The organism is Pseudomonas sp. ABa2, from assembly GCF_056676075.1.
This window is the reverse complement of record NZ_CM155239.1, coordinates 449,185-473,431: the sequence shown is the minus strand read 5'-3', so window position 1 is coordinate 473,431 and position 24,247 is coordinate 449,185. Positions and strand designations below refer to the sequence as shown.

General features: G+C 65.9%; 18 protein-coding genes. 7 read left to right on the top strand and 11 right to left on the bottom strand.

The features are described from left to right. Window positions 1–102 precede the first annotated feature (102 nt). From AC1G9C_RS02285 to AC1G9C_RS02260, 6 genes are all read right to left on the bottom strand, one after another. Window positions 103–1,560, bottom strand: coding sequence for a sodium:solute symporter family protein (locus tag AC1G9C_RS02285; protein WP_122110259.1), 1,458 nt, complete (start codon window positions 1,558–1,560; stop codon window positions 103–105). Window positions 1,561–1,797: 237 nt separating this feature from the next. After that, window positions 1,798–1,944: a hypothetical protein gene (locus AC1G9C_RS02280; protein ID WP_158603111.1), complete on the bottom strand. Its 147-nt coding sequence runs from the start codon at window positions 1,942–1,944 to the stop codon at window positions 1,798–1,800. A gap of 75 nt (window positions 1,945–2,019) precedes the next feature. Further along, window positions 2,020–3,231, bottom strand: coding sequence for a M24 family metallopeptidase (locus AC1G9C_RS02275; protein WP_480409338.1), 1,212 nt, complete (start codon window positions 3,229–3,231; stop codon window positions 2,020–2,022). A gap of 235 nt (window positions 3,232–3,466) precedes the next feature. After that, the gene (locus tag AC1G9C_RS02270) at window positions 3,467–4,456 is read right to left on the bottom strand and encodes a GlxA family transcriptional regulator (protein ID WP_122110261.1); all 990 of its coding nucleotides are present in this window, start codon (window positions 4,454–4,456) and stop codon (window positions 3,467–3,469) included. Window positions 4,457–4,492: 36 nt separating this feature from the next. After that, entirely contained in the window at window positions 4,493–5,869 is a 1,377-nt protein-coding gene (locus AC1G9C_RS02265; RefSeq protein ID WP_480409337.1) for an L-serine ammonia-lyase, read from the bottom strand. A 794-nt stretch (window positions 5,870–6,663) separates the two neighbouring features. Next, the gene (locus AC1G9C_RS02260; protein ID WP_480409336.1) at window positions 6,664–6,963 is read right to left on the bottom strand and encodes a hypothetical protein; all 300 of its coding nucleotides are present in this window, start codon (window positions 6,961–6,963) and stop codon (window positions 6,664–6,666) included. 230 nt (window positions 6,964–7,193) lie between these two features. On the opposite strand from AC1G9C_RS02260, the gene AC1G9C_RS02255 reads away from it, so the two are divergent. Next, window positions 7,194–8,234, top strand: a complete 1,041-nt coding sequence (locus AC1G9C_RS02255) for a threonine aldolase family protein (RefSeq protein ID WP_480409335.1) — start codon at window positions 7,194–7,196, stop codon at window positions 8,232–8,234. Window positions 8,235–8,339: 105 nt separating this feature from the next. Here AC1G9C_RS02255 and AC1G9C_RS02250 read toward each other — a convergent pair whose 3' ends face one another. Both AC1G9C_RS02250 and gbcB read right to left on the bottom strand, forming a co-directional pair. After that, window positions 8,340–11,153: an autotransporter family protein gene (locus tag AC1G9C_RS02250; RefSeq protein WP_480409334.1), complete on the bottom strand. Its 2,814-nt coding sequence runs from the start codon at window positions 11,151–11,153 to the stop codon at window positions 8,340–8,342. A 260-nt stretch (window positions 11,154–11,413) separates the two neighbouring features. Beyond that, on the bottom strand, window positions 11,414–12,517 hold the full coding sequence (gene gbcB / locus AC1G9C_RS02245) for a glycine-betaine demethylase subunit GbcB (protein WP_480409333.1): 1,104 nt from the start codon (window positions 12,515–12,517) through the stop codon (window positions 11,414–11,416). 324 nt (window positions 12,518–12,841) lie between these two features. Here gbcB and gbcA point away from each other — a divergent pair, with 324 nt between their 5' ends. Further along, window positions 12,842–14,131: a glycine-betaine demethylase subunit GbcA gene (gene gbcA, locus AC1G9C_RS02240; RefSeq protein ID WP_021443787.1), complete on the top strand. Its 1,290-nt coding sequence runs from the start codon at window positions 12,842–12,844 to the stop codon at window positions 14,129–14,131. Between the two features lie 351 nt (window positions 14,132–14,482). On the opposite strand, the gene typA is transcribed toward gbcA, so the two are convergent. Together typA and thiI are read right to left on the bottom strand one after the other, a co-directional pair. Further along, a complete protein-coding gene (typA, locus tag AC1G9C_RS02235) occupies window positions 14,483–16,306 on the bottom strand; it encodes a translational GTPase TypA (RefSeq protein ID WP_021443786.1) in 1,824 nt (607 codons plus the stop codon). A gap of 129 nt (window positions 16,307–16,435) precedes the next feature. Next, window positions 16,436–17,890 carry a tRNA uracil 4-sulfurtransferase ThiI gene (gene thiI / locus AC1G9C_RS02230; protein ID WP_480409332.1) on the bottom strand — a complete coding sequence of 485 codons (1,455 nt, stop codon included), beginning with the start codon at window positions 17,888–17,890 and terminating at the stop codon, window positions 16,436–16,438. A gap of 329 nt (window positions 17,891–18,219) precedes the next feature. Between thiI and glnA the strand changes: the two genes are divergently transcribed. The 5 genes from glnA (at window position 18,220) to ntrC (ending at window position 23,759) form a co-directional block, all read left to right on the top strand. Continuing rightward, the gene (gene glnA / locus AC1G9C_RS02225) at window positions 18,220–19,626 is read left to right on the top strand and encodes a glutamate--ammonia ligase (RefSeq protein WP_480409331.1); all 1,407 of its coding nucleotides are present in this window, start codon (window positions 18,220–18,222) and stop codon (window positions 19,624–19,626) included. A 238-nt stretch (window positions 19,627–19,864) separates the two neighbouring features. After that, complete coding sequence (locus tag AC1G9C_RS02220) at window positions 19,865–20,431, top strand: DUF4124 domain-containing protein (protein WP_397497719.1); 567 nt, start codon at window positions 19,865–19,867, stop codon at window positions 20,429–20,431. A 3-nt stretch (window positions 20,432–20,434) separates the two neighbouring features. Continuing rightward, entirely contained in the window at window positions 20,435–21,052 is a 618-nt protein-coding gene (locus AC1G9C_RS02215; protein ID WP_480409330.1) for a DUF4124 domain-containing protein, read from the top strand. Window positions 21,053–21,240: 188 nt separating this feature from the next. Continuing rightward, the gene (gene glnL / locus AC1G9C_RS02210; RefSeq protein WP_021443781.1) at window positions 21,241–22,329 is read left to right on the top strand and encodes a nitrogen regulation protein NR(II); all 1,089 of its coding nucleotides are present in this window, start codon (window positions 21,241–21,243) and stop codon (window positions 22,327–22,329) included. Then, the gene (gene ntrC, locus AC1G9C_RS02205) at window positions 22,326–23,759 is read left to right on the top strand and encodes a nitrogen regulation protein NR(I) (RefSeq protein ID WP_480409329.1); all 1,434 of its coding nucleotides are present in this window, start codon (window positions 22,326–22,328) and stop codon (window positions 23,757–23,759) included. The genes glnL and ntrC overlap by 4 nt, the downstream gene beginning before the upstream one ends. A 74-nt stretch (window positions 23,760–23,833) precedes the next feature. Here the strand turns inward: ntrC and AC1G9C_RS02200 are convergent, their stop codons facing one another. Next, entirely contained in the window at window positions 23,834–24,232 is a 399-nt protein-coding gene (locus AC1G9C_RS02200; RefSeq protein ID WP_021443779.1) for a TM2 domain-containing protein, read from the bottom strand. Window positions 24,233–24,247 lie beyond the last annotated feature (15 nt).

The following is a 24,247-nucleotide window of genomic DNA, read 5'->3' as shown; positions in this document are numbered from 1 at the left end:
TTCGAACTCCTGTAGAAACCTTGCGCCCGCCACCGGCGGGCTACGGATAGCAAAAGGCCACGGACTCCGGAAAGACCGTGGCCTTGCTCAACAGAGCAGGACTCAGAGCCCGCGCTGCAACACCGGCAGTCGGCTGCGGGTCAGGACGGATACCGCCACGTAGCAGAGGGATGAGGCCAGGCAACCGAGCAACGGTCCTTCCACCCAGCCGATATCGGTGCTCAGCAACAGACCGCCGCTGGTGAAGAAGCCGACCAGCATGGCCGTCAGCGCGCCGGCGACGTTGCCACGCCAGAAGGTGGAGATGAACACCGGGCCGATCATCGCCGCCAGCAGGGTGCCGGAGCCGAGGATGCCGAGCCAGGACAGCATGAACGGCGGCGCGTACATCATCATCAGCAAGCCGAGCAGCCCCAGCGCCACCACCGCGACACGGTTGACGATCAGCGCACGCGGCGAATCCGTCTCGGCATGCTTGTTCAGTGCCAGGCGCAGGTCGTGCGAGGTCGCCGAGGCCACGGTATGCAGCATGGAGTTGGCGGTGGACTTCATGGCGAAGATGATGAACAGGGTGATCAAGCCCTGCAGCGCCGGGTGCATGAAGGTCTGCAGGTACATCGGCATGGCGTTGTCAGGATCGGCCAGTTGCGGGCCGAAGGCGCGCATGTACAGGCCGACGATGGGGATCAGGCTGAGCAGGCCGCCGAGAATGGCCACGTAGATCCCGACCTTGTGCATCTTCACCTTGGGCCTGAAGGCCAGAAAGCGGATGGCCATATAGGGCAACACCGCGGCGAACAGGAAGGCGTAGGGCAGCACCAGGAACACCGAAGCCTTGCTTTCGCCGTAGGGCGCCGCGGTGACCGGGTTGAGCAGCTTCGGGTCGATGCTGTTGAGGTTGGCCTCCCACAGCCCCAGGTCGACGCTGGTGAACATCTGCACCATGATCACCACCGCGGCCAGGGCCATGCCGCAGACCATCACGGTGTCGGTCCAGGCCACCGCGGCCAGGCCGCCGAGCATGGTGTAGAGGATGATCACCGAGATCATCAGCCAGGCGCTGCTGGTCATATCGATGTTCAGCCAGGACGCGCCGAGCATGCCCACCGCCTTGATCTGGCTGACCAGAAAGACCATCAGCAGGACGATGGTCATGACCGCCGCCACCCCCTGCAGCAGGCGCCCGCCGGCGCCGCCGCCATGGATCTGGCCGATGTACTCGGGGATGGTGTTGCTGCCCATGCACAGGGCGCGCTTCTGCATGTGATTGGCGAAGAACAGCACGGCGATCATCATCGCCGGGGCGAAGAAGAAGTTACCCAGCAACTCGATGGCGCCGAACTCGTAGGCCACCGCCGGCGAGCCCATGAAGCCCCAGCCGCTGAAGCCGGTGGCGACTATGGTGCTGGCGCCGACGAAGGCGCCCAGGCTTCGGCCGGCGAGCAGAAAGCCGCCTTCGTCGCTGTCCCTGACTTTGCGCGAGGAGAGAAAACCTATTCCGATCATTACCGCGAAGGTGACGATCAGCAGAGCCCAGTTGAACAGTTCATAGAAGTCCATTGCGCTTACTCCGCCGGTCGGGAGGTTTCGTGGGCGGCACGGCACACATAGGTGGCGGCCGCGATCAGGAACATGAGGATGTTGAGCGCTACGAAGAGCGTGAGTACCCAGGAGCTCATTGGTGTGGCCTCTTGTTGTCGTTATGGGCGCCCCGCAGGGCGGGTCAAAGGGCCGAGCGCGCAAGGCGTTCGGCGATAGCTCAGGCGTTCGGCGGCGCGAGGGTTGCGCCACCGCTCGTCAGGGAGGTGAATCGTCGGATGCCGGCGATGCCAATCCATCGCCATGGGCAACGGCGCGCAGGCTGAGCGCCCGCGCCGACGGCATCCACTCGCGAACCGCGGACAGCAGCCCGCCGGCTTTGCCGCTCGACTCGAAATCATTCATCTGCTGGCCTCCCGGTCGCCCACCCGAGGTGGGCGACGCTGCTTGGGCCATGCTCTGGCGAGCACGGCACGGGGACTACTTGCGAACGATGTTGCGCTCCGGGCCGTAGGGGAACTTGGTGATGTTCTCCGCGCCCTGCTCGTTGACGATCAGGATGTCGTGCTCGCGATAGCCGCCGGCGCCAGGCAGGCCTTCGGGCAGCATGATCATCGGCTCCATCGACACCACCATGCCCGGCTCCAGCACGGTGTCGATGTCCTCGCGCAGCTCCAGGCCGGCCTCGCGACCGTAGTAGTGGCTGAGGGTGCCGAAGGAGTGGCCGTAGCCGAAGGTGCGGTACTGCAGCAGGTCGTGGCTGAGGAAGATCTCGTTGAGTTCCTTGGCGATGTCGCTGCAGCGTGCGCCGGGCTTGATCAGCTTGAGACCGGCCTCGTGCACCTCGACGTTGGCCAGCCACAGGCGCAGGTGGTCGTCGGAGCAGTGGTCGAGGAACAGGGTGCGCTCCAGCGCGGTGTAGTAGCCGGCGATCATCGGGAAGCAGTTGAGGCTGAGGATGTCGCCCTTGTTCACCTTGCGGGTGGTCACCGGGTTGTGCGCGCCGTCGGTGTTGATGCCGGACTGGAACCAGGTCCAGGTGTCCATCAGCTCGACCTCGCCGAAGGTCTCGGCGATGGCGCGGACCATGGCCTGGGTGGCGTGCAGGGCCACCTCGTACTCCGGCACCTGGTCGCGCAGGGCCTCGACCACCGCCGCGCCGCCGATGTCGGCGATGCGTGCGCCGTGGCGGATCATCACGTGCTCCTCGGCGGACTTGATCATGCGCATGCGCATGCAGGGCGCGGCGACGTCGACCAGCTCGGCGTCCGGATAGCGGGCGGCCAGCTTGTCGCGGTTCTGCAGGTTCAGGTGGTCGAACTCGATGCCGATGCGGCGCGCGCGCGGCAGCGCCTGCTGGATGGCGACGAAGTAGTTGTCGCGCTGCCAGTCGGTGTAGACGATGTTGTCGGTGCCGACGGTGCGGCGCCAGGGCTGGCCGCCGTCGATATTGGCGCTGATGCTGACCACGTCGTCCTGGGTCACCACCAGGGCGTAGGGGCGGCCGAAGGAGCAGTAGAGGAAGTCCGAGTAGTAGTTGATGTTGTGGTACGAGGTGAAGACCGCCGCGTCGATGTTCTCGGCCGCCAGGTGGGCGCGCAGCTTGGCATGACGGTTGGCGTATTCCTGGGCGGTGAACGTCGATTTGACCTTTTCGCCGTTCCGGATTCGGAGCGTTTGGGGCATCTGCATGGCGTGAATCCCTCTGCTGTCTGGGGTAAGGCGACCGGCCGGATTGGCGGGTCGTTGAGAAGATTGCAACAGATGCCCGGCGCGGATTTTTGTACGGTTCCGACCCGAAGTTGGTCAGATCCGCTGCGGCCTATGCCCTGCCGCGCGGGCAATTTCCGTGCGCAAAAAAAAGAGGCCCGTACCGCGCTGCCAGCACGGACGGGCCTCGAAAGGGTGACAGCCGGAGGGACGGCGGTCAGTGCAGCGCCACCTGCGGCGTACGCCGCTCGTCGCTGGGACAGAGTGCGAAGTGCTCGCGGTAGCAGCGCGAGAAGGTCTGCGCCGAGAGGAAGCCGCAAGCGGCTGCCACCTCGACCACGCTGAGGCGGGTACGGCGCAGCAACTGGCGCGCGCGCACCAGGCGCAGCCGCAGGTAGTAGCGCGCCGGCGAGCACTGCAGATGGCGCTCGAACAGGCGCTCCAACTGGCGCCGCGACAGCGCAACGAACCCCGCCAGCTGGCCGAGTTCGAGCGGCTCCTCAAGGTTGCTCTCCATCAGGCTGATCACCTCGCGCAGCTTGGGGCTGGGCTCGTCGCCGCACAGGTGCAAGGGCATCTGCGCCGGCAGCGGCTCGCAGCGGACCAGCTCGAACGCCAGGGTCTCGGCGATCGCCCTGACCAGCGGCTGGCCATGCCGACCGGCGATCAGCTGCAGCATCAGTTCCAGCCCCGCCGCGCCGCCGGCGGCGGTACCGCGGTCGCGGTCGACGACGAAGGGCTGGGCGCTCAGCGCCACGCCGGGAAACGCGCGCTGCAGATCGACCCGGCAGCGCCAGCTGGTGCTGCACTGGTGGCCCTCCAGCAGACCGGCGCGCGCCAGCGTCCAGCTGCCGCTGCCGAGCGCGCCGAGAAACCGCCCGGGCTGCGCCTGCTGCCGCAGGTAGCGCTCCAGTTCGGGCCGCTCGCGCGCCTGCGCGGCATCGCTGCCACAGAGGATCAGCCCGTGCAGCTCGCCCGCCGCGTCGGCGGCGCCATCCGGGGTGATCCACATGCCGTTGCTGGCGCGCAGCGGCCGGCCCTGCAGGCTGAGCGTCTGCCAGCGGTACAGGCTGCGCCCGGCCAGCTGGTTGGCCAGGCGCAGTGGCTCCAGCGCGGCGGCCAGGGCTACCAGGCTGAACTGGTCATCCAGCAGAAAGCCGATGGACTCCACGGCGGCAAGGGTCGGCAGTTTCTCGAAACGGGTCATTGCGGCAGTCCTCGACAAAACCAGCGGGCAGGAGAATCAGCACTCGACCTGGCTCACCGCCAGGCCGCCGCGCGAGGTTTCCTTGTACTTGTCGTGCATGTCGGCGCCGGTGTCGCGCATGGTGCGGATCACCCGGTCCAGCGAGATGTGGTGCTCGCCGTCGCCGCGCAGGGCCATCTGCGCCGCGTTGATCGCCTTCACCGCGGCGATCGCGTTGCGCTCGATGCACGGCACCTGCACCAGGCCTCCGACCGGGTCGCAGGTCAGCCCCAGGTTGTGCTCCAGGCCGATCTCGGCGGCGTTCTCCAGCTGCTCGGGGCTGGCGCCGAGCACTTCGGCCAAACCCGCCGCGGCCATGGCGCAGGCCGAGCCCACCTCGCCCTGGCAGCCGACTTCGGCGCCGGAGATCGAGGCGTTCTTCTTGCACAGGATGCCCACCGCCGCCGCGGCCAGCAGGAAGTCGACCACATCGGCGTCGCTGGCATCCGGATTGAAGCGCATGTAGTAGTGCAGCACCGCCGGGATGATGCCCGCCGCGCCGTTGGTCGGCGCGGTGACCATGCGCCCGCCGGCGGCGTTTTCCTCGTTGACCGCCAGGGCGTAGAGGTTGACCCATTCCATGGCGCTCATGGTGCTGCCGATCACGTTGGGCTTGCCCAGCTCCTGCAGGCTGCGGTGCAGCTTGGCCGCGCGCCGGCGCACATTCAGCCCGCCGGGGAGGATGCCTTCCTCGCGCAGGCCGTTGGCCACACAGTCCTGCATGGCCTGCCACAGCCCGAGCAGGCCGGCGCGGATCTCGGCCTCGCTGCGCCAGGCCTTTTCGTTGGCCAGCATCAGCTGCGACACGCGCAGGCCATGCTGGCGGCACAGGCGCAGCAGCTCGGCGCCGCTGGAGAAATCGTAGGGCAGCGCGGTGTGGTCCTGGTCCAGCGCGCCGGTGGCGGCCTGCGCAGCATCGACGACGAAACCGCCGCCCACCGAGTAGTAGGTGTCGGCATGCAGCTCGCCGCCCTCGCCCTCGGCCACCAGGGTCATGGCGTTGGGGTGGTAGGGCAGGTTCTCCTCCAGCAGGCGCATGTCGCGCGCCCAGTCGAAGGCGACCGGCAGGCGGCCGTCGAGCAGCAGCTCGCCGCGCTCGAGCAGCGTGGCGATGCGCGGGGCGATCTGCGCCGGATCGATGCGATCCGGCCACTCCCCCATCAGGCCCATGATCACCGCACGGTCGCTGCCGTGGCCGACGCCGGTGGCCGACAGCGAGCCGTACAGGCGCACTTCGATGCGCCACACCCGCGCCAGCAGCTGGCGCTCGCGCAGCGCCTCGACGAACAGCGCGGCGGCGCGCATCGGCCCCACGGTGTGCGAGCTGGACGGCCCGATGCCGATCTTGAACAGGTCGAATACGCTGATGGCCACGAGAGGACTCCTTAGCTCGGATGCGCCACGGGGCGCAGTGCGGCAGATTGTCCGATGTCGCTAGGCAGCAAATTTGCTCAACTTCGACGCGAAAGTGTTCAGAGTCGCCCCCCCCCTGCCGCTATGCACAGGATGGCTGGATCAAGCTGTGGATAAGCCGTGCGCAGAAGCCGCCGGGCCAGGCCCATCAAGGCCTGCCGGCAATCGTGTATTTATTGAACGATATCAAGCAGTTAATAGATCAGACCATGCACAGATACTGTGCACCAGGTTGTGCATAAGCTGTGATCAGTCGGCGCCAGCCCCTGCCGGCACTGGACTTGCCGCGGCTGGCCGAGAAACAGCCAGGCGCGGCGGCGCGGCGACTTATCCACCCGCGACAGCCGGCGCCAGGCTGCGGCGCGGTGGACTATGCACAGATGCTGTGGAGCAAACTGTGCATAGGCTGTTCGGTCCAGGCTGCAGCCCAGGCTGCGCAAGGCCTTCCGGCAATCGAGCAAAAATCGAGCAGAATCAATCAGATAGAAGATGCTTGTGCACAAATGCTGTGCGCCGTTCTGTGCACAGCCTGTGGGCAGGCGGCGCCAGGCCAGGCCCTGTGGGGCCTGGACCCGGGCGCGCGTTATTTGCTCAATCAAGCGGCAGAACCTGGAGTAGCCGCGGGGATGCCTGACTCCTGCCGGCAACCGCGGCACAGGCTCGCCGGCAAGACGGTTCCTCCAGGGCCAATCACGCCGCACTACCGTCAGCGCACCAGGCCACCCCGCAAGGCATCGCCAGCCATGCGCTTCGGCTTAGGGCTTGAGCTTGCCGGCGCAGCTGCCGCTGGCGTCGACCAGACGCTGCTGCAGCGCCGCATCGGGCGGCGACTGGCGACTGATCGCCTGCACTTCGGCCTCGCTGAACTCCCGACTGACCTTGTCGGCGGCGCAGTCGCAATAGGCCTGCAGCTGCGGCTGCTCGTAGCCGGCCGGCGCGCCGTTGATGCAGTGCTGGACGAATTCGGTTTTCGCCTGCGCCGTCCACTCGGCCGCGGACAACGGCAGGGCAACGGCCAGCGGCAGGGCGAAGGCGAGCAGGTGGCGATGGTTCATAAGACACTCCTTTTCGATGACAGGCGGCAAACCGCCGCCCTGGGGTTGTGAACCCCCGGCGTCGCCATGAGTTCCGCCGAATGGTCGAACGGTGGTCCGGATAGCGACCCTGCAGTACGCATGAACACAACAAGTTGTCGCCCTGGCGGCCCCAGGCCAGGGCCCGCGCGGAGTAAAGTAGCGCCATCCGCCGGTGCTCCCTGCCGGCCCCGCTCGAGAAGGAACGCCCCATGCCCGACAACGCCCAGCAATTTGCCAGCGACAACTATTCCGGCATCTGCCCCGAGGCCTGGGCCGCCATGGCCGAGGCCAACCAGGGCCACCAGCGCGCCTATGGCGACGACGAATGGACGGCGCGCGCCGCCGACCACTTCCGCCGCCTGTTCGAGACCGACTGCGAGGTGTTCTTCGCCTTCAACGGCACCGCAGCCAACTCCCTGGCCCTGGCCTCGCTGTGCCAGAGCTACCACAGCGTGATCTGCTCGGAGACCGCCCACGTCGAGACCGACGAATGCGGCGCCCCGGAATTCTTCTCCAACGGTTCCAAGCTGCTGCTGGCGCGCACCGAGAACGGCAAGCTGACGCCCGCAGCGATCCGCGAAGTGGCGCTCAAGCGCCAGGATATTCACTACCCCAAGCCGCGCGTGGTGACCCTGACCCAGGCCACCGAGGTCGGCACCGTGTACCGACCGGAAGAAGTCCGCGCGATCAGCCAGACCTGTAAGGAGCTGGGGCTGAACCTGCACATGGACGGCGCGCGCTTCTCCAACGCCTGCGCCTCCCTCGGCTGCAGCCCGGCCGAGCTGACCTGGAAGGCCGGCGTCGATGTGCTGTGCTTCGGCGGCACCAAGAACGGCATGGCGGTGGGCGAGGCCATCCTGTTCTTCAACAAGGCCCTGGCCGAGGACTTCGACTACCGCTGCAAGCAGGCCGGCCAGCTGGCCTCGAAGATGCGCTACCTGTCGGCGCCCTGGGTCGGCATCCTGCAGGACGACGCCTGGCTGCGCTACGCCGGCCACGCCAACCGCTGCGCCCAGTTGCTGGCCTCGCTGGTCGAAGACGTGCCCGGCGTCAGCCTGATGTTCCCGGTTGAGGCCAACGGCGTGTTCCTGCAGCTGTCGGAACCGGCGCTCGCCGCCCTCACCGCCCGCGGCTGGCGCTTCTACACCTTCATCGGCGCCGGCGGCGCGCGCTTCATGTGCAGCTGGGACACCGACGAGACGCGGGTGCGCCAGCTGGCGGCCGATATCCGCGAGGTGATGAGCGCCTGAGTGCAGGCCCCCCCTCCACCTAGGCGCTTACGGCTGGCGCCGCGGCGCGACGCCAGTAAGTCCGGTACGCGCGGCGCCCCTGCGGAGCGGCCGCGGCGCACCGACCTACATCTTCCAGCGCAGGTTGAAGGCGATATTGTTGGCTTCGCTGCTGTCGCTGAACACGCCGTTGTAATCGACGTCGAGGACGATGTTCGGGGTGATCGAGTAGTCGAGGTTGAGCTCGACCAGGAAGCTGTTGCGCGGCAACTCGGTACCCAACACGCGAAACTTGTCGCCGCCCTCCAATTGCAGGTCCAGTTCCGGGCGCAGGTCGCCGTTGATCTGCCGCCAGGTGAACGAGCCGTTGAGCAGCAGATCGCGCTCGGCCAGCTGGAACAGCTGCTGGCCGCGCACACCGAGGCTGGTGCTGAGCAGCTCGTTGCGCTGGCTGTCCGCAGACAGTGCGGCGGCCCCGCCCTTCTCGCTGAAGCTGTCGCTGCGCTGGTCGATCAGCAGCAGGCCGACGAAGGGCTCGACATAGGCCGGCTCGTCGAACTTCAGGTGCCAGGCCAGCTCGCCGAAGCCCTGCGCGGTGTTGACGTCGTACTGGCGGGTCAGGCGCTCCGGGCCGTCGATCAGGCGCACGTCGCGCTGGCTGTCGATCTGGTGCTGGCTGTAGCCGCCACCGCCGAACAGCTTGAGCGTACCGCGCGACAGTTCGACATCGCGGCCGCCGTACAGCGCGTAGCGGTAGCTGTCGGAGTCGGCCTTGGCGTCACGCGAATCGACATCCAGCTGCTCCTGGCCGTAGCCGAAGGCGCCACCCAGGCGCCAGTCGCCGTATACCGGCCAGTCGCCACCAAACAGCATGCTCTCGTGATCCTGGATGATCTCGCCGGCGTTGCCGTCGTCGTCGATGCGCTGGCGCCCGCCGCCCACCTGCACCCAGTAGGGCAGCGCGCGCTCGGGCGAAGCGAGGTTGCGGCGCAGGTTGCCCAGCGGCGCACGCGACAGGTTGAGGTCGTCGAACATCACCGCCGAGGCGATGCTGGCATGGGCGTCGCCGGACAGCTTGTTGAAGGTGTCGGCCACCTCGTCCTCGCCCAGGTCGAGCAGGGTGCGGTAAACCTCATTGTCTTCGTCCAGGCTCTCGGCCGCTTGAGCGAAAGCCAGCTGGTTGGGGGTACGCGCCAGGCTGGAGAAGCTGGTGTCGTTGCGCGTCAGGGTCAGGGTCACGGCGTTGCCGGCGTAGCTCAGGCTGGGGTCGAGAAAGGCCAGGTTGGAGCTGACGCTGTCGAACTGGCCGCTCAACTGCCCGGCGCTGAGGATGTCGTAGCTGGTGGCCGGCGCGTAGGTGCCGTTTTCCGCCAGCACCTGCACGGTGCCGGCCAGGCTGGCCAGGCCGCTGACCAGCACCTGATCGGCATTGCCGGCGGCATCGGTCTCCACCTGGTAGACCGAGCCGGGGCTGAAGATCAGGTCGCCGGCGACGTTCAGCGTGCCGATGGAGTTGCCCGGCGCCAGGGTGCCACCGCTGTTGATCAGTACGTTACCGACGCTGCCGGCACCACCCAGGGTGCCGCCGCTCTGCACCTGGATAGCGGAAAGCAGCGAGCCATTGACCGCCAGGGTGCCGCCGCGGACTTCGGTGATGCCCGCGATGCCGTGGCTGCCGCTGAGGTCGAGCGTACCGGCGCCATCCTTGATGAAGGAACCCGAGCCGGAAAGTGCACCGGCGAAGCTGGTATCGCTCGCCTGGTTGACCGTCAGCGTGCTCATGATCTGGATGGTGCCGCCAGTGCCGGCCAGGCTGGACATCTGCAGATCGAAGCTGGACAGCTCCAGGGTGCCGCCGTTGACGGTATAGGCCGTGGCATTGGGCAGCGCCCCCTCCACCGTCCCGGCCAGGGCACCGCCCTCGAGCACAGTGCCGCCGCTGTAGCCGTTGGCCGCGGCGAGCAGCAACAGGCCGTCGCCGGTCTTGATCAGCGCCCCGCTGCCGCCGATGGCGCTGCCGAGGACGACGAGGTTGCCGTTGGTATCGAAGATGCCGCCATTGGGCCCCAGCGGCGCGAGCCGATCAGAGATGTCGAAGCCGTTGTCCACCGCCCACTGCAAGCCGCCGCCGTTGAGCGTCAGCGAGCCGCTGCCCAGGCTGCTGGGGTCGCCGAAGTTGACCAGCCCCTGCTCGACGATCAGCTCGCCAGTGAAGCTGGAGTTGAAGCCGCTGAGCGTCAGCACCCCGCTGCCGCGCTTGATCAGCGCCGAGTCCACCGCGCCCATGATCGAGCCCGACACCTCGGTGGACAGGTTGTTGCCGCCGACGCCGAGTCGTACCGAGCCCAGATCGAAGACACCATCGCCCTCGATGGAACCGGCCGAGAGAATGCCGTCGTCGTTCGGCCCACCGCCGGTGAAGGAGAAGAAGCCGCCGCTCTCGCTGATCAGGCGGGCATTGCCTGCGGTGCTGCGCTCGGCGAAGACCGCCACGCTGTTGGCACCGATCACTCGGATCTCGGCGTCGCCGGCGCTGCTCTGGCCGGCGAACAGGATGCTGCCGAAACCGACGCTGAGTCTGGCGTTGCCAGCCGTACTCTGGCCGAGAAACTGCACATCGCCGGCGATGGTCGAGTTGGCGGCGCTGCTGCGCCCGTCGAAGATGGTCAGGCCGCCATCGCTGTTGCTGATGCTGGCGGAGCCGGCGTTGCTGTCGTCGAGGAAAAAGGTGGCGAAACTGTCGCTGGGGTTGCTGATGCTGGCGCTGCCGGCGCTGCTGCTGTCGCGAAAGTTGATGTCCTGCTCCAGAGCGCCGCTGTCGAGCGTGCCCGAGGCCGTGTCATTGCCGGTGAAATCCAAGGCCCAGGCTGTCGCCGAGGCCAGCGGCGCGACTACAAGCAAAGCGCGACGCGCAACGCGTCCTGGCGTAACGGAATCCATTGCCGCTCCTCCCCATGCCAAATCGGGCAAATGGCTCACGCAGGGTGAGCCGAGTACTCAGGAGCGGACTGCAACCAGACTCGCGCGTGGGCACGGCGGCCGGCGCACGGTTGGTAACGTCCTGACAGTTGCAGCAAGACTAGCCAAACCCTGGCCAACCGCCAGCAAACTGGGGCGCTCGGAGCACGGAAATCCGAGCGCTCTGGCGGGCGCGTCTGCCTATCGGCGAGCCGATGGCCGCTGGAGACGCGGGAGGCGACTCAATAATCGATCACCACGTCACCCTTGGGCACGCTGCAGCAGGACAGGATGTAGCCCTCGGCAACGTCCTCGTCGGTGATCCCGCCGTTGTGCTCCATGTCCACCTCGCCGGCGGTCTTCATCACCTTGCAGGTGCCGCAGATGCCCATGCCGCACGCCTTGGGGATGTGCAGGCCGAGCTTGGCGGCGGCGGCGTGCACGGTTTCGCCGGGGGCGACGCGGATGCTCTTGCCGGTGCTGACGAACTCCACCTGGTTGAGGTCGGCCGCCGGTATCTCCGGCGCGTCGGCGGCCTCGGCGGCGTGCTCCAGGGCATCGGCCTTGGCCTCGGGCGGCGTCGCGCCAAAGGATTCCTCGTGGTAACGACGCATGTCGAAGCCGTTGGCCTCGAGCAGGCGCTTGACCGCACTCATATAGGGCGTCGGGCCGCAGCAGAACACCTCACGCTCCATGAAGTCCGGGGCGATCAGCTCCAGCATCTTCTGGTTGAGGTAGCCGCGGTAGCCGGACCAGGTTTCGCCGATCTCGTACTTCTCGCAGATCAGGTGCAGCTTAAAGTTGCTGATGCGCGAGGCCATGTGGCGCAATTCGCGGTGGTAGATGATGTCCTTGGGCGTGCGCGCGCTGTGCACGAAGCACATGTCCACCGCACCGTTGGTGTCGAAGAACCAGCGCGCCATCGACATCACCGGGGTGATGCCGACGCCGCCGGACAGCAGCAGCACCTTGTCGGAGGGGAAATCGATGGCGTTGAACAGCCCCACCGGGCCGTGCACCGGCAGTTGGTCGCCCTCGTTGAGGTTGTCGTGCAGCCAGTTCGACACCTTGCCGCCCGGCACCCGCTTGACGGTGATGGAGAAGCTGTAGGGCACCGACGGCGAGCTGGAGATGGTGTAGGAGCGCATGATCGGCGCACCCTCGATCTCCAGTTCGAGGGTGACGAACTGTCCCGGCTTGAAGAAGAACAGTACCGGCTGATCGGCCATGAAACAGAAGGTGCGCACGTCCCAGGTTTCCTGGATCACCTTGACGCAACGCACCAGGTGGCGGCCGTTGCTCCAGGTCTGGGTGGTAACCGGGTTGAGGAAGGCGTTGGTGGTCATGAACGGCTCTCCACGCGGCCGGACATCGGCCTATATGGCATCGATTGTGCGAAACGCCGCGGGCCCTCATTTATCTGCCAGCGACATCGGCATGCTCATCGCGACCTGCCGCTTGGCACGGGGCCTGGCGCGTCGGAAACGCATTCGGCCATGTCGCCCATGGATAAGGTTTCGCGGCGCGGCGAATCCACACTCAGCCTCAGAGCGAACCCGACAACGCGCGGCCGCCGAACCGCTCGCAGCAGCCGCCACAACGCCTTGCGTCACCACCGTATCAGCCACTTTTGCGGCTGCCGCCCCCGCGCCAGCCATGAGGAGTCACCGATGGACTGCACCCACACCCTGAGCCTGGGCGACCCGCTGGAGCCCGCACGCAAGGCCACCGCCGGCATGCTGCGCGAGCGCGAGCGCACCTTTTCGCTGCCGCAACCCTTCTACAACGACGAGCGGCTGTTCCAGATCGACATGCAGGAGATCTTCCACAAGGAGTGGTTGATCGCCGGCATGACCTGCGAAATCCCGGCCAAGGGCAACTTCCTCACCCTGCAGCTCGGCGACAACCCGATTCTCGTGGTCCGCGGCGCCGAGGGGCAGATCCATGCCTTCCACAACGTCTGCCGCCACCGCGGCTCGCGCCTGTGCGTGAGCGACAAGGGCAAGGTGGCCAAGCTGGTCTGCCCCTACCACCAGTGGACCTACGAACTGGACGGCCGCCTGCTGTTCGCCGGCACCGAGATGGGCGCCGACTTCGACCTCAAGGACTACAGCCTCAAGCCGGTGCACTGCAAGAGCGCCGGTGGCTTCATCTTCATCAGCCTGGCGGAAAACCCGCCGGCGATCGACGAGTTCCTCGCCACCCTGGCTCACTACATGGAGCCGTACGACATGGAGAACACCAAGGTCGCGGTGCAGAGCACCATGAAGGAGAAAGCCAACTGGAAGCTGGTGATCGAGAACAACCGCGAGTGCTACCACTGCAACGGCTCGCACCCGGAGCTGCTCAACACCCTGCTGGAGTGGGACGACACCAACGACCCGCGCGCGACCCAGGAATTCAAGGATCACGTCGCCGAATGCGCCGCCGCCTGGGACGCGGAGAAGATTCCCTACGCGCATGCCGGCTTCGGCCTGCGTAACCGCATCGTACGCATGCCGCTGCTCAAGGGCACCGTGTCCATGACCATGGACGGCAAGCAGGGCTGCAAGAAGCTGATGGGGCGGATCAAGAACCCGGACCTGGGCTCCATGCGCATCCTCCACCTGCCCCATTCGTGGAACCACTGCATGGGCGACCACCTGATCAACTTCACCGTGTGGCCGATCAGCGCCCAGGAAACGGTGGTGATCACCAAGTGGCTGGTGCACAAGGACGCGGTGGAAGGCGTCGATTACGACGTCGAGCGCCTGCGCCAGGTGTGGGACGCCACCAACGACCAGGACCGTCGCCTCGGCGAGGAAAACCAGCGCGGCATCAACTCCACCGCCTACCAGCCCGGCCCCTACTCGAAGACCTACGAGTTCGGCGTGGTCAACTTCATCGACTGGTACAGCGAGCGCATGCTCAACAACCTCGGCGAAGCCCCGGCGCAGCTGCGCCAGGTAGCCGGCGAGTGATGACGCTGAGCCTGCTGCTGGTGATCGGCTTGGCGGCCTACGGGCTGCTGGCCTGTCGGCCGCAGCGCGGCTGAATCAGCCTGCAGGCCCCGGCATCCTGGCGGATGCCGGGGCTTTCTTTTGGCGGCGCCACGCCCAACCGCTAGGAGCGGCGGACGGCGAACCGATTTAGTCGCGAGAATCCCTGCCCCCAACAAAACAGGAAGAGCGGGAGAGCAAGGCCGCGCAGGAGCTTCGCGGCCGAAGCCGCTCCGACAGGGGCCCAACGACTAACGGTGCCCCCAACAAAAAGCCCCGCCAGATCGCTCTGGCGGGGCTTTTTATTTACCGCTCAAGGCTAGCCGCTATGGGTCAGGCCTTGTTGGCTTTCTTGGCAGCGCGGGTGCGCTCGCCTTCGTCGAGGATCTTCTTGCGCAGACGGATCGACTTCGGCGTCACTTCGCACAGCTCGTCGTCCTGGATGAATTCCAGAGCCTGCTCCAGGGTGAAGCGCACTGGCGGCACCAGGGCAATGGTTTCGTCCTTGCCCGAAGCGCGCATGTTGTCGAGCTTCTTGCCCTTGGTGGGGTTGACGCCCAGGTCGTTGTCGCGGCTGTTCAGGCCGACGATCTGACCGTTGTAGATTTCCTGGCCGTGCTCGACGAACAGCTTGCCGCGCGCCTGCAGGGTTTCCAGGGAGTAGGTCAGCGCCTTGCCGGTATCGATCGACACCAGGACGCCGTTCTGACGGCCAGACATGCTGCCCGGCTTGACGGTGTCATAACGGTCGAAGATCGAGGTCAGGATACCCGCGCCGTTGGTCAGGGTCAGGAACTGGTTACGGAAACCGATCAGACCGCGAGCCGGGATGTTGTATTCCAGACGCACGCGACCTTTGCCGTCCGGCGACATGTTGGTCAGGTCGCCCTTACGCAGGCCCATTTCTTCCATGACCTTGCCCTGGGATTCTTCAGGGATGTCGATGGTGACGTTCTCGAACGGCTCCTGCTTGACGCCGTTCACTTCGCGGATGATCACTTCCGGACGGCCAACGCCCATTTCGAAGCCTTCGCGGCGCATGGTTTCGATCAGTACCGACAGGTGCAGCTCGCCACGACCGGAGACCTTGAACTTGTCGGCGCTGTCGCCTTCCTCGACACGCAGGGCCACGTTGTACAGCAGCTCCTTGTCCAGACGCTCCTTGATGTTGCGGCTGGTGACGAACTTGCCTTCCTTGCCGCAGAACGGCGAGTCGTTGACCTGGAAGGTCATGGATACGGTCGGCTCGTCGACGGTCAGCGGCTTCATCGCTTCGACGTGGTTGATGTCGCACAGGGTGTCGGAGATGAACAGCTGATCCATACCGCTGACGCAGACGATGTCGCCGGCGGTGGCTTCTTCGACGTCGACGCGGTGCAGGCCGTGGTGGCCCATCAGCTTGAGGATACGGCCGTTACGCTTCTTGCCGTCGACGTCGATGGCAGTCACCGGGGTGTTCGGCTTGATCTTGCCACGGGCAATACGGCCGACGCCGATGATGCCGAGGAAGCTGTTGTAGTCCAGCGCGGAAATCTGCATCTGGAACGGGCCGTCGAGGTCGACGTTCGGCGCCGGCACGTGGTCGACGATGGCCTGGTACAGCGGGGTCAGGTCTTCGGCCATGGCGGTGTGGTCGAGGCCGGCGATGCCGTTCAGGGCGCTGGCGTAGACGACCTGGAAGTCGAGCTGCTCATCGGTGGCGCCGAGGTTGTCGAACAGGTCGAAGATCTGGTCCATGACCCAGTCCGGACGCGCGCCGGGACGGTCGATCTTGTTGATCACGACGATCGGCTTGAGGCCGGCTTCGAAGGCCTTCTTGGTCACGAAGCGGGTTTGCGGCATCGGGCCGTCCTGGGCGTCGACCACCAGCAGCACCGAGTCGACCATCGACATCACGCGCTCGACTTCACCACCGAAGTCGGCGTGGCCGGGGGTGTCGACGATGTTGATGCGGTAGTCGTTCCACTTGATGGCGGTGTTCTTGGCCAGAATGGTGATGCCGCGCTCTTTTTCCTGGTCGTTGCTGTCCATCACGCGCTCGTCGTTGAGCTCGTTGCGTTCCAGGGTGCCGGACTGACGCAGCAGGGCGTCGACGAGGGTGGTTTTGCCATGGTCGACGTGGGCGATGATGGCGATGTTGCGCAGATTTTCGATCACTGTGTGTATCTCGATCAGAGGATGCGGTGTGTCGCCCAGTGTGGACGACGAATATGAAGAAAACGGGATCAGCAGGCAGAGCGGTCGGGAGGGCGGTGGCGGATACTGCCGCCGTTCAGCCCGGGCGTCTTATGCCGGACGATAAACGCGCACATTGGCATGCCCCTCGCTCAGCAGGTGGTGGGCATGCAGGCGGCTCATCACGCCCTTGTCGCAATACAGCAGGTACTGGCGGTTCTCATCCAGTTCCTTGAACTTGTTGTTCAGCGCGTAGAACGGCAGCGCCTGCACCTCGATGCCGGGCAGCTCGAGCGGCTCGTCCTCGGCGACATCGGGGTGGCGGATGTCGAGGACGATCTGCCCGGCCAGCGCCTCGCGTACCTCCTCGACCTGCACGTCCTTGCCCAGCTCGTCGATCACCCGGTCGATGGGCAGCAGGGTAGCGCGCTCCAGGGCACGCTCGAGGATGGCCATGTCGAACTGCGCTTCTTCGCGCTCGATGCGATAACCGCGGGCCTTGGTGGTCGGGTTGACCGAAATCACCCCGCAATACTCGGGCATGTGCTTGGCGAACTCGGCGGTGCCGATGGCGGTGGCGGTGTCGATGATGTCCTGCTTGTGGCTGGCGATCAGCGGGCGCATCACCAGCATGTCGGTGGCCGCGTCGATCACCGCCAGGTTGGTCAGGGTCTGGCTGGAGACCTGGCTGATCGCCTCGCCGGTGACCAGCGCCTCGATCTCCAGGCGCTCGGCCATACGGGTGGCGGCGCGCAGCATCATGCGCTTGAGGATCACGCCCATCTGGCTGTTGTCGACCTTGCCGAGGATCTCGCCGACCACTTCCTCGAACGGCACGCTGATAAACAGCACACGCTGCGAACGGCCGAACTTCTGCCACAGGTAGTGGGCCACTTCCATCACGCCCAGCTCGTGGGCGCGACCGCCGAGGTTGAAGAAGCAGAAGTGGCTGACCAGGCCGCGGCGCATCATCTGGTAGGCCGCCACGGTGGAGTCGAAGCCGCCGCTCATCAGCACCAGGGTCTGCTCCAGCGAGCCCAGCGGGTAGCCGCCGAGGCCTTCGTGGCGATGATGGACGACGAACAGACGCTGATCGCGAATCTCCATGCGCACTTCGACTTCCGGCTTCTTCAGGTCGATGCCAGCCGCATTGCACTCCTGGCGCAGGCGCGAGCCGACGTGACGCTCGACGTCGATGGAGCTGAAGGCGTGCTTGCCGCCGCGCTTGCAGCGCACGGCGAAGATCTTGCCCGGCAACTGGTCGGCGTAGTGGCGCTTGCAGTGCTCGGTGATGTCGTCCAGATCGCCCAGCGGGTACTCGTTGACCTCGAGGAACAGGCCGATGCCCGGCGTGCAGCGCAGGCGCTCGGTCATCTCGGCCAGCAGGCGCGGATCGTCCAGGTCGGTCTCGACCTCCAGGTTGTCCCACACACCGGTGACCTTCAACTCGGGGTCGAGGTCGCGCAGCACGGTGCGGATGTTCTTCCCCAACTGGCGGATGAACTGCTTGCGCACCGGGCGGCTCTTGATGGTGATTTCCGGGAAAACTTTGACGATCAGCTTCATGAATTGGGCGCCTGCAGGGGCGACGGAAAAACAGGGGCGCGGATTATAGCGGAAATTGCTCAAGCTTTGACCAAAAATACTGCACGCCTCACTGATCGCACCAAAATAGAACATTGCGATATTTGGCAGCCCTCAAATGGTGCAAATATTCCTGCGCATGCCCCATGCAGGCCGCGCAGCGCCTGAGTTTTCGGGCCTCCGTCCATTCCGGGGCACTGGCATGCAATTTGCTCCCTTGTGAGGCAGGTCGCCCTGACGGACTATCCCGCCGGGCTTCACCGCACATATCGGGGCTCCACGAAGCGAGCCTTTTCCACCTGGAGGACAACATGTCTAAGGCTGTTCAACTGATCAAAGAACACGACGTGAAGTGGGTAGACCTGCGCTTCACCGATACCAAGGGCAAGCAGCACCACGTGACCATGCCGGCTCGCGACGCCCTGGACGACGATTTCTTCGAACACGGCAAGATGTTCGACGGCTCCTCCATTCATGGCTGGAAAGGCATCGAAGCCTCCGACATGATCCTGATGCCGGTCGACGACACCGCCGTGCTCGACCCCTTCACCGAAGAGCCGACCCTGATCCTGGTCTGCGACATCATCGAGCCGAGCACCATGCAAGGCTACGACCGCGACCCGCGCTCGATCGCCAAGCGCGCCGAAGAGTTCCTCAAGACCACCGGCATCGGCGACACCGTGTTCGTCGGCCCGGAGCCGGAGTTCTTCATCTTCGACGAAGTGAAGTTCAAGTCCGACATCTCCGGCTCGATGTTCAAGATCTACTCCGAGCAAGGCTCCTGGATGACCGACGGCGACGTCGAAGGCGGCAACAAGGGCCACCGCCCGGCCGTCAAGGGCGGTTACTTCCCGGTTCCGCCGTGCGACCACGACCACGAAATCCGTACCGCCATGTGCAACGCCATGGAAGAAATGGGCCTAGTCGTCGAAGTGCACCACCACGAAGTGGCCACTGCCGGTCAGAACGAGATCGGCGTGAAGTTCAACACCCTGGTCGCCAAGGCTGACGAAGTTCAGACCCTGAAGTACTGCGTGCACAACGTCGCCGATGCCTACGGCAAGACCGCGACCTTCATGCCGAAGCCGCTGTACGGCGACAACGGCTCGGGCATGCACGTGCACATGTCGATCTCCAAGGACGGCAAGAACACCTTCGCTGGCGAAGGCTATGCCGGTCTGTCCGAGACCGCCCTGTACTTCATCGGCGGCATCATCAAGCACGGTAAGGCCCTGAACGGCTTCACCAACCCGTCGACCAACTCCTACAAGCGCCTGGTTCCGGGCTTCGAAGCTCCGGTCATGCTGGCCTACTCGGCCCGTAACCGCTCCGCCTCGATCCGTATCCCCTACGTTGCCAGCCCGAAAGCCCGCCGCATCGAAGCGCGCTTCCCGGACCCGGCGGCCAACCCCTACCTGTGCTTCGCCGCGCTGCTGATGGCCGGCCTGGACGGCATCCAGAACAAGATCCACCCCGGCGATGCCGCCGACAAGAACCTGTACGATCTGCCGCCGGAAGAAGGCAAGCTGATCCCGCAGGTGTGCGGCAGCCTGAAGGAAGCCCTGGAAGAGCTGGACAAGGGTCGCGCATTCCTGACCAAGGGCGGCGTGTTCTCCGACGACTTCATCGATGCCTACATCGAGCTGAAGAGCGAAGAAGAAATCAAGGTGCGCACCTTCGTGCACCCGCTGGAATACGACCTGTACTACAGCGTCTAAGCCAGACTCGCGCCGCCCTGTGCGGCGCACTCGAAAGCCCCGCCCGGCCTTGCCTGGCGGGGCTTTTTTGCACCTGCACCGCACACACCAAAATACCCGCCTACGTTTTCGGATCCTCGGTGCCCCGGCGCACCCTGCCCCGCTTTCATCTTATGCATCACAACGCCACAGCACGGCACTTGCCAGGGCGCCTTGCCGGTGCAAGGCTTAGCCGCATCACCCAAGGAGGAAATGGCCCATGCGCCCGCTGCTCGCTTGCCTGCTGCTCGGCCTGGCCCTGCCGGCCGCCGCGCAGATCTACAAGTACACCGATGCCAACGGCAACACGGTGTTCACCAACCAGCCGCCGGACGGCACCGCCGCCGAGAGCGTCAGCCTGCCGCCGACCAACACGGTGGAAATGCAGGCGCCAAGCGCGCCGGCCGCCGGCAGCGAACCGACCGCGCAGGCCGAGGCGCCCTACTCGGTGCTGAGCCTGACCGGCATCCCCGACGATGAAGCCATGCGCGCCAACAACGGCACCTTCAGCGTCGGCGTCGACATCCAGCCGCGCCTGGCCGCCGGCCACCGCCTGCGCCTGCTGCTGGACGGCCAGCCGCACGGCCAGGCGAGCAACGTGCCGCGCCTGCAACTGGTCAACGTCGACCGCGGCGAACACAGCCTGGCAGTCGAGGTGCTCAGCGGCGACCGGGCGATCCAGCAGAGCGCCAGCGTCACCTTCACCGTGCAGCGGGTCAACACCAGCAGCCCGGCGCTGCGGCCGCCCCCCCCACCACCCAAACCCACTCCGAAACCGGCGAACTGACCCATGCGTCCACTGCTTCTCTGCCTGCTACTGATCGCTCAGGGCGCCCTGGCGCAGGTCTACACCTACATCGACGCCGAGGGTAACCGGGTGTTCACCGACAAGCCGCGCAGCAGCAGCGCGCAGCCGGTGATCCTCGCCCCATCCAACAGCGTGCAGCTCAACCAGCCGGGCAGCGCAGCGGCGCCCGCGGCCCCCACCGCGGTGAGCAAGATGGCCATCCACTACCAGCTGCTGCGCATCCTGGTGCCCGAGCCGGACGCCTCGGTGCACAACGCCTCGGGCGACCTGATCGTCACCGCCACCAGCGAACCCGGCCTGCTGCCCGGGCACAGCTACCGCCTGCTGCTCGACGGCCAGGTGCAGGGCGAACCGAGCCGCAGCCCGGTGTTTCCACTGCAGCACGTCGACCGCGGCACCCACCTGCTGGCCGTGGAGATCATCGACGCCGCCGGCCTGACCGTGGAGCGCACCCCGCCCCAGCCCTTCCACATGCACCGCATGTCGCTGGCACAGAAACGCAAGGTCAACCCCTGCCAGAAGGACGACTACGGCGTGCGCCCCGAGTGCCCGCTGAAGGACAAGCCCAAGGAAGAAGTCAGCATCCTGCCCTTCCTCTGAACGCCATTGCACCTTTGTGGTGCAATGGCGCGCACCACCTCCTAAGCTGTCCCTATTTTGGGTCGTAATTGCCCGCCCCACTGCGCCGCAACCCCGCGAAAACCCACCAGGGCGCAGAGAACATGCGTCTTTTCGGGGCTTTGGTTTGCTTCTTGCATTTTCCTGCCCATTGCCGGAACGCGCTGCCTATGACCATCAACGACGCTCTGCACCGCCTGCTACTCGACAACCTGACCACCGCCACCCTGCTGCTCGACAGCCAGCTGCGCCTCGAGTACATGAACCCGGCGGCGGAAATGCTCCTGGCCGTCAGCGGCCAGCGCAGCCATGGCCAGTTCATCAGCGAGCTGTTCACCGAATCGCCCGAGGCGCTGTCGTCGCTACGCCAGGCGGTGGAACAGGCGCACCCGTTCAACAAGCGCGAGGCGGTGCTGACCTCGGTCACCGGCCAGACCCTGACCGTCGACTACGCCGTCACCCCGCTGTTCAACCGCGGCCAGACCCTGCTGCTGCTGGAAGTGCACCCGCGCGACCGCCTGCTGCGCATCACCAAGGAAGAGGCGCAGCTGTCCAAGCAGGAAACCACCAAGCTGCTGGTGCGCGGCCTGGCCCACGAGATCAAGAACCCGCTCGGCGGCATCCGCGGCGCGGCCCAGCTGCTGGCGCGCGAGCTGCCGGAAGAGCACCTGAAGGACTACACCAACGTCATCATCGAGGAAGCCGACCGGCTGAGAAATCTCGTGGACCGTATGCTCGGCTCGAACAAGCTGCCGTCGCTGGCGATGACCAATATCCACGAGGTACTGGAGCGCGTCGCCAACCTGATCGAGGCGGAGAGCCAGGGCGGCATCACTTTGGTGCGTGACTACGACCCGAGCATCCCCGACCTGCTGATCGACCGCGAGCAGCTGATCCAGGCGGTGCTCAACATAGTGCGCAACGCCATGCAGGCCATCGCCGGGCAGAAGCACGACATGGGCCTGGGCCGCATCAGCCTGCGCACCCGCACCCTGCGCCAGTTCACCATCGGCCACACCCGCCACCGCCTAGTGGTCAAGGTGGAGATCATCGACAACGGCCCGGGCATCCCCGCCGAGCTGCAGGAAACCATCTTCTACCCCATGGTCAGCGGGCGGGCCGACGGCACCGGCCTGGGCCTGGCCATCACCCAGAACATCATCAGTCAGCACCAGGGCCTGATCGAATGCGAGAGCCACCCCGGCCACACCGTGTTCTCGATCTTCCTGCCGCTGGAACAAGGAGCAACCTCGCCATGAGCCGCAGTGAAACCGTCTGGATTGTCGACGACGATCGTTCCATCCGCTGGGTGCTGGAAAAGGCGCTGCAGCAGGAAGGCATGACCACCCAGAGCTTCGACAGTGCCGACGGTGTACTCGCCCGCCTGACCCGACAGCAACCGGACGTGATCATCTCCGACATCCGCATGCCCGGCGCCAGCGGCCTCGACCTGCTGGCACGCATCCGCGAGCTGTACCCGCGCCTGCCGGTGATCATCATGACCGCGCACTCGGACCTCGACAGCGCGGTGGCCAGCTACCAGGGCGGCGCCTTCGAGTACCTGCCCAAGCCGTTCGACGTCGACGAGGCGGTGTCCCTGGTCAAGCGCGCCTTCCAGCACGCCCAGGAGCAGCAGAGCCTGGCCGCCCCGGCCGCCCAGGCGCGCACCCCGGAGATCATCGGCGAGGCGCCGGCGATGCAGGAGGTGTTCCGCGCCATCGGCCGCCTGTCCCACTCCAATATCACCGTGCTGATCAACGGCGAGTCGGGCACCGGCAAGGAGCTGGTGGCCCATGCCCTGCACCGCCACAGCCCGCGCGCGGCGTCGCCCTTCATCGCGCTGAATATGGCGGCCATCCCCAAGGACCTGATGGAATCGGAGCTGTTCGGCCACGAGAAGGGCGCCTTCACCGGCGCCGCCAACCAGCGCCGCGGCCGCTTCGAGCAGGCCGACGGCGGCACCTTGTTCCTCGACGAGATCGGCGACATGCCAGCCGATACCCAGACGCGCCTGCTGCGCGTGCTGGCCGACGGCGAGTTCTACCGGGTCGGCGGGCATACCCCGGTCAAGGTGGACGTGCGCATCATCGCCGCCACCCACCAGAACCTGGAAACCCTGGTGCAGGCCGGCAAGTTCCGCGAAGACCTGTTCCACCGCCTCAACGTCATCCGCATCCATATCCCGCGCCTGGCCGACCGCCGCGAGGACATCCCCACCCTGGCCCACCACTTCCTCGCCCGCGCCGCGCAGGAGCTGGCGGTCGAGCCCAAGCTGCTCAAGGGCGAGACCGAGGACTACCTCAAGCACCTGCCCTGGCCGGGCAACGTGCGCCAGCTGGAGAACACCTGCCGCTGGATCACGGTGATGGCCTCGGGCCGCGAAGTGCACGTCGACGACCTGCCGCCGGAGCTGCTCAGCCAGCCGCAGGACGCCGCGCCAGTGACCAACTGGGAACAGGCCCTGCGCCTGTGGGCCGACCAGGCCCTGGCGCGCGGCCAATCCAACCTGCTCGACAGCGCCGTGCCGGCGTTCGAGCGGATCATGATCGAGACCGCGCTCAAGCACACCGCCGGCCGCCGCCGCGACGCCGCCCTGCTGCTGGGCTGGGGCCGCAACACCCTGACGCGCAAGATCAAGGAACTGGGCATGAAGGTCGACGGCGTCGACGAGGACGACGGCGACGATTGATCCGCCGCGCGCAACGAAAAAGGGCATCCCGCGGGATGCCCTTTTTCGTTGGGTGCGCCGTGCGCACCACGCGATCAACCGCGCTGCGCGTTCTTGATCGAGATCTGCGTATTCAGCGTCCAGAAGTCGTAGAGCACGCCGAGCAGGAACAGGCCGCCGGTCAGCAGATAGAGGATCCCGGTGAGCCACTTGCCCTGGTACATGCGGTGCACACCGAAGATGCCGAGGAAGGTCAGCAGGATCCAGGCGACGTTGTAGTCGGTATCGCCGCCGGTAAAGCGCAGGTCGGCCTCGCGGTCCATCGAAGGGATCAGGAACAGATCGATTATCCAGCCGATGAACAGCAGGCCGAGGGTGAAGAACCAGATGGTGCCGGTCACCGGCCTGCCGTAGTAGAAACGGTGCGAACCGAGGAAGCCGAAAATCCACAGCAGGTAGCCGATCAGCTTGCTGTGGGTGTCCTGTCGTTGCATGGCAATCTCCTTGTG

What these genes read in the sequence shown, in the direction of transcription:
- gbcA (WP_021443787.1), top strand. Translation starts at nt 12,842, where the DNA reads ATGGACTGCACCCACACCCTGAGCCTGGGCGACCCGCTGGAGCCCGCA.
- AC1G9C_RS02255 (WP_480409335.1), top strand. Translation starts at nt 7,194, where the DNA reads ATGCCCGACAACGCCCAGCAATTTGCCAGCGACAACTATTCCGGCATC.
- AC1G9C_RS02285 (WP_122110259.1), bottom strand. Translation starts at nt 1,560, where the DNA reads ATGGACTTCTATGAACTGTTCAACTGGGCTCTGCTGATCGTCACCTTC.
- AC1G9C_RS02270 (WP_122110261.1), bottom strand. Translation starts at nt 4,456, where the DNA reads ATGACCCGTTTCGAGAAACTGCCGACCCTTGCCGCCGTGGAGTCCATC.
- gbcB (WP_480409333.1), bottom strand. Translation starts at nt 12,517, where the DNA reads ATGACCACCAACGCCTTCCTCAACCCGGTTACCACCCAGACCTGGAGC.
- AC1G9C_RS02215 (WP_480409330.1), top strand. Translation starts at nt 20,435, where the DNA reads ATGCGTCCACTGCTTCTCTGCCTGCTACTGATCGCTCAGGGCGCCCTG.
- thiI (WP_480409332.1), bottom strand. Translation starts at nt 17,890, where the DNA reads ATGAAGCTGATCGTCAAAGTTTTCCCGGAAATCACCATCAAGAGCCGC.
- AC1G9C_RS02275 (WP_480409338.1), bottom strand. Translation starts at nt 3,231, where the DNA reads ATGCAGATGCCCCAAACGCTCCGAATCCGGAACGGCGAAAAGGTCAAA.
- AC1G9C_RS02260 (WP_480409336.1), bottom strand. Translation starts at nt 6,963, where the DNA reads ATGAACCATCGCCACCTGCTCGCCTTCGCCCTGCCGCTGGCCGTTGCC.
- AC1G9C_RS02280 (WP_158603111.1), bottom strand. Translation starts at nt 1,944, where the DNA reads ATGAATGATTTCGAGTCGAGCGGCAAAGCCGGCGGGCTGCTGTCCGCG.
- AC1G9C_RS02220 (WP_397497719.1), top strand. Translation starts at nt 19,865, where the DNA reads ATGCGCCCGCTGCTCGCTTGCCTGCTGCTCGGCCTGGCCCTGCCGGCC.
- AC1G9C_RS02250 (WP_480409334.1), bottom strand. Translation starts at nt 11,153, where the DNA reads ATGGATTCCGTTACGCCAGGACGCGTTGCGCGTCGCGCTTTGCTTGTA.
- glnA (WP_480409331.1), top strand. Translation starts at nt 18,220, where the DNA reads ATGTCTAAGGCTGTTCAACTGATCAAAGAACACGACGTGAAGTGGGTA.
- ntrC (WP_480409329.1), top strand. Translation starts at nt 22,326, where the DNA reads ATGAGCCGCAGTGAAACCGTCTGGATTGTCGACGACGATCGTTCCATC.
- glnL (WP_021443781.1), top strand. Translation starts at nt 21,241, where the DNA reads ATGACCATCAACGACGCTCTGCACCGCCTGCTACTCGACAACCTGACC.
- AC1G9C_RS02200 (WP_021443779.1), bottom strand. Translation starts at nt 24,232, where the DNA reads ATGCAACGACAGGACACCCACAGCAAGCTGATCGGCTACCTGCTGTGG.